Genomic DNA, 12,691 nt, shown 5'->3' on the forward strand with positions numbered 1-12,691 from the left:
GCCGTGATCCCGCCGCGGGCCCAGTGCACGCGGCGGTCGGCCTCTTTCAACTCACGTGCCAATATCTGGAATCTTCCGAAAGCTTGACCCGCGCCGTCGACGGTCGCGGGTCAATCCTGACGGCACCATGTCGCTCGTCGATCACCTCGAGGAGCTCCGGACCCGGCTGCTGATCGCCGTCATCGCGGTCCTGTTGACGACCGTCGTCGGCTTTCTCTGGTACGGCCACAGCTTCTTCGGATTCCCCAGCCTCGGTGACTGGCTGCGCGGCCCGTACTGCTCGCTGCCGGCGTCATCGCGGGCATCGATCGCCCCCGACGGCGAGTGCCGGCTGTTGGCCACCGCGCCGTTCGACCAGTTCATGCTGCGTCTGAAGGTCGGCATGGCGGCGGGCATCATCCTGGCCTGCCCGGTCTGGCTCTACCAGATCTGGGCCTTCATCACCCCGGGCCTCTACAAGAAGGAACGGCGCTTCGCGTCGTTGTTCGTCGGCGTCGGCGCGCTGCTGTTCGTGTCCGGTGCGGTCCTGGCCTACGTGGTGCTGTCCACGGCCCTGTCGTTCCTGTTGACCGTCGGCAGCGATGTGCAGATCACCGCACTGTCCGGTGAGCAGTACTTCGGCTTCCTGATCAATCTGCTGATCGTGTTCGGCATCAGCTTCGAGTTCCCGCTGCTGATCATCATGCTGAACCTGGTCGGGGTGCTCACCTACGAGAAACTCAAGGCCTGGCGCCGCGGGCTGATCTTCGGTCTGTTCGTGTTCGCGGCGTTCGTGACGCCCGGCTCGGATCCGTTCTCGATGCTGGCGCTGTCGCTGGCGCTGACCGTGCTGCTGGAGATGTCGATCCAGGTGGCGCGGCTGCACGACCGGCGCAAGGCCCGGCGCGAAGCCGAGACCGTGCCCGACGACGAAGCCGCCCCGATCGGGCCGGTCGAACCCATCGATGCGCCATCTGCCGTGCCCACCCCGACCCGGCTGACCATCGATGACGACGCCACCTGACTCGCAGGACGCGACCCCGATCGAGCCGGGGCCGCAGCTCCGTGACTTCGCCGCCGGCCTGTCGTTCACTCTTGATCCGTTCCAGACCGAGGCCTGCGTGGCGCTCGAGAACGGTCGCGGCGTCCTGGTGTGCGCCCCGACGGGTGCCGGCAAGACCGTGGTCGGCGAGTTCGCGGTGCATCTGGCGCTGGCCGCCGGACGCAAGTGCTTCTACACCACCCCGATCAAGGCGCTGAGCAACCAGAAGCACAACGATCTCGTGGCCCGCTACGGCGCCGAACGCATCGGCCTGCTCACCGGTGACCAGGCGATCAACGGCGATGCCGACATCGTGGTGATGACCACCGAAGTGCTGCGCAACATGCTGTACGCCGATTCTCACGCGTTGCACGGCCTGGCCTTTGTCGTCATGGACGAGGTGCACTTCCTGGCCGACCGCATGCGCGGCGCGGTGTGGGAGGAAGTGATCCTGCACCTGCCCGACGAGGTCCGGCTGGTCAGCCTGTCGGCGACGGTGAGCAACGCCGAGGAGTTCGGCGGCTGGATCCAGACCGTTCGTGGTGACACCACCGTCGTCGTCGATGAACACCGCCCGGTGCCGCTGTGGCAGCACATGCTCGTGGGCAAGCGGCTCTTCGATCTGTTCGACCTGTCCAAGGGCGCGGCCCCCGGCAAGGGGAAGGCCCGCGTCGACCCGGAGTTGTTGCGGCACATCGCGCATCGCCGCGAGGCGGACCGGCTGATGGACTGGCAGCCGCGCGGGCGTGGCCGAGATGGCCATCGTGGTCGGCCCGCCATGTACCGGCCGCCCAGCCGGCCCGACGTCATCGGCACGCTCGACCAGGCCGGGCTCCTGCCGGCCATCACCTTCGTGTTCTCCCGCGCCGGGTGCGACGCTGCGGTCAAGCAGTGCCTGCGGTCCGCGGTGCGGCTGACCAACAAGACCGAGCGCGACCGGATCGCCGAGATCGTCGACCGGCGCTGCGCCGATCTGGCCGAGTCCGATCTGGCGGTGCTGGACTATCACGAGTGGCGCGAAGGCCTGCTGCGCGGCCTGGCGGCCCACCACGCCGGCTTGCTGCCGGTGTTCCGGCACACCGTCGAGGAGCTGTTCACCGCCGGCCTGGTCAAGGCCGTCTTCGCTACGGAGACACTGGCTTTGGGCATCAACATGCCGGCCCGCACCGTGGTGCTGGAACGCCTGGTCAAATACAACGGCGAGCAGCACGCCCCGTTGACGCCGGGGGAGTACACGCAGCTGACCGGTCGCGCCGGGCGCCGCGGCATCGACGTCGAGGGCCACGCCGTCGTGCTGTGGCACGCCACCGACGAGATGGCCGATCCGGCCCAGGTCGCCGGTCTGGCGTCGACCCGAACGTTCCCGCTGCGCAGTTCCTTTGCGCCGTCGTACAACATGACGATCAACCTGGTGCAGCACATGACGCCGGCCGCGGCGCACCGACTGCTCGAGCAGTCGTTCGCGCAGTACCAGGCGGACCGGTCGGTCACCGGGCTGGTGCGCGGCATCAAGCGCGGTGAGCGGATGCTCGCCGAGATCGCAGCCGAGCAGGGTGACGACTGGGAGTCGGTGCTCGAGTACGCGCGGCTGCGGGCCGGCATCACCGAACGCGAGCGGGCGCAGTCCCGAGCCGGTCGCCTGACACGGCGCAAGGGCATCAACGACGCGCTGGCCGCCCTGAAGCGCGGCGACGTCATCGCCATCGGCCTGGGCCGCCGCAGCGGACTGGCCGTGGTGCTGGAGCCGGCGTACGACGCCGACGACCCCCGCCCGCTGGTACTGACCGAACATCGTTGGGCCGGAAGGATTTCCGCGGCCGACTACGCGGGAACGTCGCAGCGTCTGGGCAGCATGTCGCTGCCCAAGCGAGTGGAACACCGGCAGCCGAAGGTGCGCCGGGACCTGGCGTCGGCGCTGCTGTCGGCGGCCGAAGCGCTCGATGTGCCGTCGGTGCGCCGCAGTCGTGGCGCCACCGAGGCGACACCGGACATCGACCCGGAGCTGGCCCGTCTGCGTGAGCAGATGCGCCGTCACCCCGCGCATCAGCTGCCCGACCGCGAAGCCCGGGTGCGTGCCGCCGAGCGCTACCTGCGCATCGAACGCGACAACGACCAGACCCAGCAGAAGGTCGCCGCGGCCACCAACTCCCTGGCCCGCACCTTCGACCGCATCGTGTCGCTGCTCAGCGAGCGCGGCTTCATCGAAGGCGCCGACGGCGAGCCGGCGGTGACCGACGACGGGCGGCTGCTGGCCCGGATCTACAGCGAGAGCGACCTTCTGGTCGCCGAGTGCCTCCGCGGCGGGGTGTGGGACGACCTGAACCCGGCCGAGCTGGCCGCGGTGGTGTCGGCGGTGCTGTTCGAGTCACGCGGCGACGGCCCGACCGTGCCGCCGGGCGCCGAGCAGGCGACCGACGAGGTGCGTCGCGCGCTGGCGAAGACCCGCAGGCTGTGGACCGACATCCGGGGCGACGAGCGCCGGCACCGGCTGCCGTTCAGTCGCGAACCCGATGCCGGCTTTGTCGCCGCCATGTACAGCTGGGCGACCTACGGCGACCTGGCCGCGGCGCTGTTGATGTCCGACAACGGCAACGGAAATGCGCTTCCCGCAGGTGATTTCGTGCGGTGGTGCCGTCAGGTGCTGGACCTGCTGGACCAGGTGCGGCTCGCCGCGCCGGCGCCGCAGCTGCGGGTGACGGCCAAGCGGGCCATCGGGGCCGTGCGTCGCGGCGTCGTCGCCATCGACTCCATGTGATCGCGGGCCGGCTCAGGCCAGGCTGAGATCCAGCCAGTCGTCGACCATGAACCGGTCGCCGCGCGCCACGATGGTGGCGCCGCCGTGGCCGGCATAGTGCGCGGGCACCACGGCCGCCCGCCGCCGGGATGCCTCGGTGAACACCCGCTTGCGGGTGACGGTCGCCTCGGCCGCGTTGACGTCGAACGCGCACGGATCATCCGGCCGCGGAATCTGGATGGGGCAGTGCGTCAGGTCGCCGACGAACACCGCCGGCTTACCGGCATCGAGCCACAGCACCGACGATCCGGGCGTGTGGCCGGGCGCCGGCCGCAGCCACACCGAGTCGCTCAATTGGTAGTCGCCGGGGAACTGCACGGTCTGGTCCGCCACCGGGATGACGCTGTCCTCGAACACCGTTCGCATCTCGTCGGTGGTCTCGGGGTTGTCAGGTGCGAAGAACCGGTAGTCGGCCTCGGGCATCAGGTACCGGGCGTTGGGGAACGTCGGCACCCAGGCGCCGTCGACCAGTTGGGTGTTCCAGCCGACGTGATCGGTGTGCAGGTGCGTGTTGAGGACGACGTCGACGTCGGCCGGGTCGATGCCCGCGGCCCGCATGTTGTCGAGGAACGGCGTGTTGAGGTGATCGAGCGGCAGCATGTGCGGCCGGTGCCGGTCATTGCCCGCGCCGGTGTCGATGACGATGGTCAGCCCGTCCACCTGCAGCACCCAGCTCTGGATCGCGATCCGGAACAGGTCGGTCTCGGGGTTCCAGAACCGGGGGGCCAGCAGCTCGGCCTCGGCGTGCCAGGCCTCCGGCGGCGTCGACGGCCACAGCGTGGTGGGGATCTGAACCTGGGTTTCCGCGACGCGGGTCAAGATGGCGTTGCCGAGCCGGATTTGGTCCGTCATATCGCGAGACTAAGGCCGGCCGGGTCAGGCGATGCCCAGACACGCGCCCCGCGTGCGGGTCATCCAGGAACGGTGACACCGGTAGTGTGGTTGACCAGCAGCTCGGATGACGTCCGAGTAGTAGAGCACCGAGGGAGAGACGATGAGCGGTCCAGAGGGAACTGATCCGTCACAGCAGTGGCAAGGTCAGCAGCCCGCTTGGGGTCAGCCGGCGTCCGGCGCCGAGCAGCCGACCACTGCCGCCCCGGCGTGGGGGCAGCAGCCGGCCTACAACCCGGAGCAGTACCAGCAGCAGTACCCGGCGGTGCAGCCCGGCGCCGCGCAGCCTGGGGCACAGCAGGTTCCGGGCTACCCGCAGCAGCAGTACCCGGGTTACCCGCAGCAGGGCTACCCACAGCAGGGCGCTTACGGTCAGCCGCAGTACGGCCAGCCGGGTCAGTACGGGCAGCCGCAGTACGGCCAGCCGGGCGCCTACGGTCAGCCGCAGTTCGGTGAGGGTGCCGCGGGTCAGCAGTTCGACCAGCAGTTCGGCGCCCCGGCCGCCAAGAAGGCCAGCAGCAAGACCCTGCTGATCATCGGTGGGGTCGTGGCCGCGGTCGTCGTCGCGGTCGTCGGTGTCCTCGGGTTCCTGTGGCCGGGCTTCTTCGTCACCACCAAGCTCGACATCAACGCCGCGCAGTCGGGCGTGCAGAAGATTCTGACCGACGAGACCAACGGCTACGGCGCCAAGAACGTCAAGGACGTCAAGTGCAACAACGGCAGCGACCCTGAGGTCAAGTCCGGGCAGACGTTCGACTGCGACGTGAACATCGACGGCACCAAGCGCACCGTCAAGGTCACCTTCAAGGACGACAAGGGCACCTACGAGGTCGGCCGCCCGAAGTAGCGTCTCCTCAACTCTCACCAGGCCCAGGCCGGAACCTCTACGTCACATGTGACACCGGGGTTCCGGCCTGAGTCGTTTACGCCGTCGAGCGTGCGGCTGGATCGCCCCACCGAGCAGATCTGCGATCTGACGGCACACTCGTCGCATGAACCGGCGGATTACAGCTTGTCGAGCGCCTTCTGCAGCCGCGCGATGGAATTGGTGACGCCGTACTTGCCGGCCAGGTCGGCCACACGCTGCGGGTCGCGGGCAGCCAGCGGAAGATCGTCGGATTCCGTCGACAGGGACACCGGCGCGTCGGTCGCGACGAGGACGACGGGCAGCGCGGCCGTGATGTAGTCCGCCGCGGCCAGCAGTTTCTTGCGTTGCGCCGCAGCCATTTTGGAGGTCGGGTCCTGCGCGGCCGCCTCGATCGCGGCCAGGGAACCGTAGGTCTGCAGCAGGGTCGCCGCAGTCTTCTCACCGATGCCGGCGACGCCCGGCAGACCGTCGGACGCATCGCCGCGCATCAGGGCGAGTTCGGCGTATGCCGCGCCGGCGCGATCCAGCGGGACACCGTAGGTCTCGGCGACCTCGGCGGGTCCGTACAGCACCGCCTTGGCCAGGCCGCGGCCGATATAGAACACCCTGATTCCAGGTCCGTCGTCGCTGGCCAGCTGCAGCAGGTCGCGGTCGCCGCTCACCACGATGGCGGGGTCGGTCTGCTCCCGCGTCGCCAGCGTGCCCAGCACGTCGTCCGCCTCGAAACCCGCTGCGCCGGCGGTGGCGATGCCGAACGCGTCGAGCAGCTCCATGATCATGGCGACCTGGGGCGTCAGATCGTCGGGCACTTCCTCGAGGTCGGGCTCACCGTCCGGATGCTCCTCGAGTACCCGGTGTGCCTTGTAGGACGGGATCAGGTCGACGCGCCACTGCGGCCGCCAGTCCAGGTCCAGGCACACCACCAGGCGGCCGGGACGATGCTGGGTGACCAGGGCCGCGATGTTGTCGATGAAGCCGCGGACCGCGTTGACGGGACGGCCGTCGGGCGCGGTGATCGAGGACGGCACCCCGAAGTACGACCGGAACCACATGCTGGCGCCGTCGAGCAGGAGGATCGGCTGGTTCATGTTCAGGCCCGCCTGTCACGGATGTCGGTCAGCATCGCACTAGCCTATTGCTATGCGGGCGAGCGAAGTGACGGGGAATGTGACAGCTGGTCGATTCAACACCGACGTCTATGCCGCGCGTCTGCGCTCGGCCGCCGCGGCTGCCCAAGCCGCCGGCCTGGCCGGGCTCGTCATCACGCCGGGGTACGACCTCCGGTATCTGGTGGGGTCGCGGGCGCAGACCTTCGAGCGGCTGACGGCGCTCGTGGTGCCAGCAGATGGTTCGACGCCGACGGTCGTGGTGCCGCGGCTGGAGCTGGCGTCGCTGAAGGAGTCGGCGATCCTGGAACTGGGCCTGGCAGTGCAGGATTGGGTCGACGGCGACGACCCCTACGCGCTGGTCGCCGCGGCGCTGCCGGGCAGTGCCGTCGCGGTGACCGACGCGATGCCCGCGCTGCACCTGCTGCCGCTGGCGTCGGTCCTCGGTGCGGTGCCGGTGCTGGCCACCGACGTGCTGCGGCAGTTGCGAATGATCAAGGACGCCAGTGAGATCGACGCCCTGACGAAGGCCGGTGCGGCCATCGACCGCGTCCACGCGCGGGTGCCCGAGTTCCTGGTGCCGGGCCGCACCGAAGCCGACGTCGCCGCGGATATCGCCGAAGCGATTGTCGCCGAAGGGCATTCGGAGGTGGCGTTCATCATCGTCGGCTCCGGACCGAACGGTGCCGACCCGCATCACGAATGCTCCGACCGCGAATTGCAGGTCGGGGACATCGTCGTCGTCGACATCGGCGGACCCGTCGAGCCCGGCTACAACTCGGACTGCACCAGGACCTACAGCATCGGTGAACCCGATCCCGTGGTGGCACAGCAGTATTCGGTGCTGCAACGCGCGCAGGCTGCCGCCGTGGCCGCGGTCCGGCCCGGGATGACCGCCGAGCAGATCGATGCCGCGGCCCGCGACGTCCTGGCCGCCGAAGGACTGGCCGAGGTTTTCGTCCACCGCACCGGCCACGGCATCGGACTGTCGGTCCACGAAGAGCCGTACATCGTGGCGGGCAACGCCCTGACGCTCGAGCCCGGCATGGCGTTCAGCGTCGAGCCCGGTGTGTATTTCGCAGGGCACTGGGGCGCCCGGATCGAGGACATCGTCGTCGTCACCGACGACGGCTGCGTGTCGATGAACAACCAGCCGCACGAACTGGTGGTTGTCCCGGTTTCATAGCGGGCTGTTGTCAAGATCGGCTAAGAAAGACAAGATCGACGCCATGGCTGAAATCCGCCGTGGCCGCACGGGACGTGCCGCCAAACTGGCAACCCTTCCTGCCGGGATCGCGGGCCGCGCCGTCCTGGGCGTCGGCAAGCGTATGGCCGGCAAGTCGAAAGAGGACGTCAACGCCGAGCTCGTCGAGAAGGCCGCCGAACAGCTGTTCCAGGTGCTGGGGGAGCTCAAGGGCGCGGCCATGAAGCTGGGACAAGCGCTTTCGGTCATGGAGGCCGCCATCCCACCGGCGTATGCCGAGCCCTACCGCGAAGCCCTGACCAAGCTCCAGAGCGACGCCCCGCCGCTGCCCGCCGAGAAGGTGCACCGCGTACTCGATGCCCAGCTGGGCACCAAGTGGCGTGAGCGTTTCCAGTCCTTCGACGACACGCCCGTTGCCTCCGCCAGCATCGGTCAGGTGCACAGCGCGGTGTGGAGCGACGGCCGCCGCGTCGCGGTCAAGGTGCAGTACCCGGGAGCCGACGAGGCCGTGCGCGCCGACCTCAAGACGTTGCGCATGCTGACCACACTGTTCAAGCAGGTGGTTCCGGGCGCCGACGTCAAGAGCATCATCGACGAGCTCATCGAGCGCACCGAGGAAGAACTGAACTACCGCATCGAGGCGGACTATCAGCGGGCGTTCGCCAAGGCTTTTGCGGGCGATCCGCAGTTCTACGTCCCGGCGGTCGTCGCGTCGTCACCCAAGGTTGTCATCACCGAATGGATGGAGGGCCGCAAGCTCTCCGAGATCATCGCGGGCGGCACGGAAGACGAGCGCAACAAGTGTGCGCACCTGTTGCTCGAGGTCACCATCAGCGCCCCGTATCGCTGCGGGCTGCTCCACGTGGACACCCACCCCGGCAATTTCATGCTGCTCGACGACGGCCGGTTCGGTGTCATGGACTTCGGTGCCGTTGCGGTTCACGAGGGTGGTCTGCCGCGCGCGACCGGTCCCATTCTGCGGCTCGCGCGCGACGAGAAGTGGGAGGAGATGACGGCGTATCTGCGCGAGGAAGGCTTCATCCCCGCCGGGGCCACCGTCTCTCACGAAGAGATCAACGCCTACCTGCTGCCGTACATCGAGCCGTTGCGTCACGAGAGCTTCCACTTCAGCCGCAGATGGTTGCAGGGCATCGCCGCCACCGCCGCGGACATCCGTAGCGAGCAGTTCGCCGCCACGTTCAAGACCAGCCGCCAGTTGAACCTGCCGCCCAACTATCTGATGATGTTCCGGGTGCTCGGCGGTCTGCTCGGCATTGCCGCGCAGCTGGACGCGACCATCAACTACGCCGAGATCGTCGACAAGTGGGTGCCCGGGTTCCGCGAGGACTGACGAGTTCGGCGCGGCAACGCCGGAGTCGTTGCGGCTGGTGAAACGTCTTGTTGGGCAACAATTTTGACCTCATTGGTCACTTTCGGCACAGGCGTCCCAAACTGCGGAAATTTGTCGGTGGTTCGAACTAGTGTTCGATGTATGGGATTGACCGATCCAGCCGCTGTCGAGGAGGCCTACGCCGCCTACGAAGCTGCGCACGCTCGGCTCGCGTCCCTGGACTACACCGGCCTGGATGTGCGGACATTGTTGGAATTGCAGTCCCGCCGTGAAACCCTGAAGTGCGCGGCCGAGGCGGTGGATCACCGGATTTTGGTTGTGGCGCAGTCTCAGGTCACGGCCCGAGAGCTTGGCGCGAAAAATTGGGCTGAGGTGCTGCGTATCCGGTTACGCGTGGATACCACTGAAGCCAATCGTCGGGTCCGCGACGCCCAGCATTTGGCGCCCCGCACCGGGTTGACCGGGGAGCCGTTGCCGCCGCTGTGGGAGTTTGTCGCCGCGGCCCAGGCCGAGGGCATGATCAACACCGAGCACGTGAAGGTGATCGGCCAGTTCGTCAACAAACTCCCCGGGTGGGTGGACCCCACCACCAATGGACAGTTCGAGCAGTCCCTGGTTGCTGGGGCGCGGCACCAGACCCCCGAGGAACTGCGGGCGGCGGCTGAGGCGCTGCTCTACCTGCTCGATCAGGACGGCCCCCTACCCGATGACGCCGAACGAGCCCGCAAACGCAGCTTCCGCATCGGCAAACAACAACCCGACGGCATGTCCAAAGTGGACGGCTGGCTCGACCCCGAAGCACGCGCCACCCTCGAAGCAGTCCAAGACAAACTCGGCGCCCCCGGCATGTGCAACCCCGCCCACCCCACACCCTGCCAATCCGGCACCCCCACCCAGGCCCAGATCGACAACGACACCCGCAGCACCGACCAACGCAACCACGACGCCCTCGCCGCCATGGGTCGCATCGCCCTCGGAACCGACCTCGGCGACCACAACGGCCTACCCGTTGCCATCGCGGCCACCTGCACTGTGACCGATTTGGAGCAGCGCACCGGGGTCGCGCTCACGCACACCGGCAGCAAGCTCCCCATCAAGGATCTGCTGCAGATGGCCGCCACCAATGGTGCCGATCACTACCTTGCTGTGTTCGACCAGCACGGTGAACAGCTGCTGTACATGGGCCGAGCACGTCGCACCGCCACTGTGGCGCAGCGATTCGCCCTCTTCGCCCGCGACCTGGGCTGCACCAAACCCAACTGCACCGCCTCCGCCTCGCGTTCTCAGGCCCATCACGTCGACACCGACTGGCGCGATGACGGACCCACCGACATCACCAACCTCGCCCTCGCCTGCGGCTGCGACAACCGCCTCGCCGACACCGGCGGCTGGAGCACCACCATGGCCAACGGCCGCGCCCACTGGACCCCACCACCACTACTCGACGTCGGCCAACCCCGAACCAACCAATACTGGCACCCCACGCTCTACCCACCCGAGAGCGGCGATGATCAGGGCGGCGAAAGTGACTGTGCAACAAACTGATTGGCCGACGCAGCAGATCCCTTCGCTGCGGCGCTGTTGATCGCCTTACCGGAGACGGGCTGAAGCCCACCCCGGCAGGCCGGTCCAACCGGCAGGCGGCCTACAGCCCCAGGGCTGCGGCCAACTCTCGCAGACCCGGCCGCGGGTCGGCGGTCGGATGCTCGCCGAGCACCTGCACCACGACGTGGTCCGCGCCGGCGTCGAGGTGCGCCGTCACCTTGGCCGCGGCATCTTCGACGCCGCCCATCCCGACCAGGGCACGGGCCAGTCGCTCGGATCCGCCGCGGACCAGGTCGCTCTCATCGAAGCCCTGGCGCAGCCACGAGTTCCGGTAGTTGGGCAGGCCGCTGTAGACGTTCAGGTGATCGTGGGCGCGGCGCAGCTGTTCGGCGTCATCACCACCGACGACCACGGCCTGCTCGGAGACGATCCACTTGTCCGGCCCGAGGATTTCCCGCGTCGTCGCGGTGGCTGACGGCAAGACGAGGTACGGATGCGCGCCGTCGGCCTGGCTGCCCGAGAGCTCGATCATCTTGGGGCCCAACGCCGCCAGCAGCCGGGGCGGCCGGCCCACCCCGGGTTCGATGACCTCCGGCACGGCAGCCATCCGCTCCAGGTAGCTGCGCATCGTCGCGAGCGGCTTTTCATAGGTGCCGCCCATCCCCCGCTCCACCAGCGGGCCGTGACTGACGCCGAGGCCCAGCACGAACCGTCCCGGGTACAGCGCGGTCAGCGTGCGGGCACCGGCCTCGGCGGCCGACGGCAGGCGCACATGAATGTTGGCGATGCCCGTACCCACCACCAGCCGGTCGGTGGCCGCAAGGAACGCCGCCGACTCGGTGAGGCATTCCTTGCCGACGGTCTCGGGCAGGAACAGCGAGCCGTAACCCATGGCTTCGATGTCGCGGGCCACGGCCTGAGCGTCCGGCATGGCCCAGCTGTCGCTGGCCCACCAGACGCCGATGCGGGACGGAAAGTCGATGCGCGCGCGTTCAGTCACCAGTCCACCATCGCCTACCGCCACCGGCACGGCGACGCGGGGTCACCCCTGCAGCCGGCCCGACAGCTCGTGAGCCTGCTCGAGAAGGAGCCGCCCCAGTTCACGTCGACGTCCCGCGCGGAACCGGGTCTCGACACCAGTGAGGCTCAGTGCCCAGCCGGGCAGGCCGCGCCGGTCGAACACCGCGGCCGCCATGCCCCAGCTGCCTTCCACCAGCAGCGCGGGATTGACGGCGTAGCCGGCGCGCCTGGTCTGCTCGATGCGCTTGCGGATGGCAGCCTCGGAATGTGTTGGTCCCCAATTGGTTTCGGGCTGTTCGCGGGAGAAGTAGTCGTCGACGTCCGCGGCCGGAAGGTGACTGAGGATGGCCAGGCCGGCGCTGGCCACCCCGAGCGGAAACCGGATACCGACCTGCAGGACGTGCGAGCGCAACGGGAAGCTGCCCTCCTCGCTGAGCACGCACACCGTCTGATCGCCGCGGCGGGCGGAGAAGAACGCACTCTCACCGGTCTCGCGCGCCAGCCGCGTCACGACGGCACGCGCCTGATCGGTCACGTCGTGGTGCTGGGCCGCACCGACCCCGAGCAGATACAGCTCGGGACCGAGTGACCAGCGGCCGGTCTTCTGATCCCGGCTGACCAGGTGTTCGTCGGCCAACGCGGTGAGCAGCCGGTGCGCCGTCGGCCGGGCCAATCCGGCCAGCTTTCCGAGCTCGGTGGTGGAGGCGCCGTCGGGTTCGGCCGTAGCCACGGCCCGCAGCATCGCCCCCACGCGGGCGACGACATTCGGACCGGTCATCACCACATCCTAGGCGTTCATTGAATGAACGCACCTGTCGTCGATGCTCATCCTGTGAACACTTTTGACCTGCTTCGAGCAGAGACTTGCCCTGTCAGCGACGTGCCGTGTTG

Annotated in this window: 10 protein-coding genes; 6 read left to right on the top strand and 4 right to left on the bottom strand. The window is 68.4% G+C overall.

Going from position 1 to position 12,691, the window contains the following annotated elements:
• Positions 1-55 precede the first annotated feature (55 nt).
• Both tatC and H289_RS0110385 read left to right on the top strand, forming a co-directional pair.
• Entirely contained in the window at positions 56-1,003 is a 948-nt protein-coding gene (gene tatC / locus H289_RS0110380) for a twin-arginine translocase subunit TatC (RefSeq protein WP_029105058.1), read from the top strand.
• Positions 987-3,776: a DEAD/DEAH box helicase gene (locus H289_RS0110385; protein WP_020100722.1), complete on the top strand. Its 2,790-nt coding sequence runs from the start codon at positions 987-989 to the stop codon at positions 3,774-3,776. Before tatC ends, H289_RS0110385 begins: the two co-directional genes overlap by 17 nt.
• A 12-nt stretch (positions 3,777-3,788) precedes the next feature.
• On the opposite strand, the gene H289_RS0110390 is transcribed toward H289_RS0110385, so the two are convergent.
• Positions 3,789-4,667 (bottom strand): MBL fold metallo-hydrolase, encoded by an 879-nt coding sequence (locus H289_RS0110390; RefSeq protein WP_020100723.1) that lies wholly within the window; start codon positions 4,665-4,667, stop codon positions 3,789-3,791.
• Positions 4,668-4,809: 142 nt separating this feature from the next.
• Between H289_RS0110390 and H289_RS0110395 the strand changes: the two genes are divergently transcribed.
• The gene (locus H289_RS0110395) at positions 4,810-5,553 is read left to right on the top strand and encodes a DUF4333 domain-containing protein (RefSeq protein WP_020100724.1); all 744 of its coding nucleotides are present in this window, start codon (positions 4,810-4,812) and stop codon (positions 5,551-5,553) included.
• 158 nt (positions 5,554-5,711) lie between these two features.
• On the opposite strand, the gene H289_RS0110400 is transcribed toward H289_RS0110395, so the two are convergent.
• A complete protein-coding gene (locus H289_RS0110400; RefSeq protein ID WP_020100725.1) occupies positions 5,712-6,662 on the bottom strand; it encodes a 5'-3' exonuclease in 951 nt (316 codons plus the stop codon).
• Positions 6,663-6,714: 52 nt separating this feature from the next.
• Between H289_RS0110400 and H289_RS0110405 the strand changes: the two genes are divergently transcribed.
• The 3 genes from H289_RS0110405 to H289_RS0110415 all read left to right on the top strand — a co-directional run bounded on the left by H289_RS0110405 (position 6,715) and on the right by H289_RS0110415 (position 10,780).
• A complete protein-coding gene (locus H289_RS0110405; protein WP_020100726.1) occupies positions 6,715-7,866 on the top strand; it encodes a M24 family metallopeptidase in 1,152 nt (383 codons plus the stop codon).
• 43 nt (positions 7,867-7,909) lie between these two features.
• Positions 7,910-9,235, top strand: coding sequence for an ABC1 kinase family protein (locus tag H289_RS0110410; RefSeq protein WP_020100727.1), 1,326 nt, complete (start codon positions 7,910-7,912; stop codon positions 9,233-9,235).
• Positions 9,236-9,376: 141 nt separating this feature from the next.
• Positions 9,377-10,780, top strand: coding sequence for an HNH endonuclease signature motif containing protein (locus H289_RS0110415; protein WP_020100728.1), 1,404 nt, complete (start codon positions 9,377-9,379; stop codon positions 10,778-10,780).
• A gap of 100 nt (positions 10,781-10,880) precedes the next feature.
• Here H289_RS0110415 and H289_RS0110420 read toward each other — a convergent pair whose 3' ends face one another.
• Positions 10,881-11,780 (bottom strand): LLM class F420-dependent oxidoreductase, encoded by a 900-nt coding sequence (locus tag H289_RS0110420; RefSeq protein ID WP_029105061.1) that lies wholly within the window; start codon positions 11,778-11,780, stop codon positions 10,881-10,883.
• A 42-nt stretch (positions 11,781-11,822) separates the two neighbouring features.
• A complete protein-coding gene (locus H289_RS0110425) occupies positions 11,823-12,578 on the bottom strand; it encodes an IclR family transcriptional regulator (protein WP_036420446.1) in 756 nt (251 codons plus the stop codon).
• Positions 12,579-12,691: the final 113 nt, after the last annotated feature.

The sequence above is a fragment of the Mycobacterium sp. 360MFTsu5.1 genome (assembly GCF_000383495.1).
In the GTDB taxonomy this organism is placed as follows: Bacteria; Actinomycetota; Actinomycetes; order Mycobacteriales; family Mycobacteriaceae; genus Mycobacterium; species Mycobacterium mucogenicum_B.

Bases quoted from the DNA above. Each gene is read 5' to 3' on its own strand.
- H289_RS0110385 (WP_020100722.1), top strand. From the start codon at position 987: ATGACGACGCCACCTGACTCGCAGGACGCGACCCCGATCGAGCCGGGG.
- H289_RS0110390 (WP_020100723.1), bottom strand. From the start codon at position 4,667: ATGACGGACCAAATCCGGCTCGGCAACGCCATCTTGACCCGCGTCGCG.
- H289_RS0110395 (WP_020100724.1), top strand. From the start codon at position 4,810: ATGAGCGGTCCAGAGGGAACTGATCCGTCACAGCAGTGGCAAGGTCAG.
- H289_RS0110400 (WP_020100725.1), bottom strand. From the start codon at position 6,662: ATGAACCAGCCGATCCTCCTGCTCGACGGCGCCAGCATGTGGTTCCGG.
- H289_RS0110405 (WP_020100726.1), top strand. From the start codon at position 6,715: ATGCGGGCGAGCGAAGTGACGGGGAATGTGACAGCTGGTCGATTCAAC.
- H289_RS0110410 (WP_020100727.1), top strand. From the start codon at position 7,910: ATGGCTGAAATCCGCCGTGGCCGCACGGGACGTGCCGCCAAACTGGCA.
- H289_RS0110415 (WP_020100728.1), top strand. From the start codon at position 9,377: ATGGGATTGACCGATCCAGCCGCTGTCGAGGAGGCCTACGCCGCCTAC.
- H289_RS0110425 (WP_036420446.1), bottom strand. From the start codon at position 12,578: ATGACCGGTCCGAATGTCGTCGCCCGCGTGGGGGCGATGCTGCGGGCC.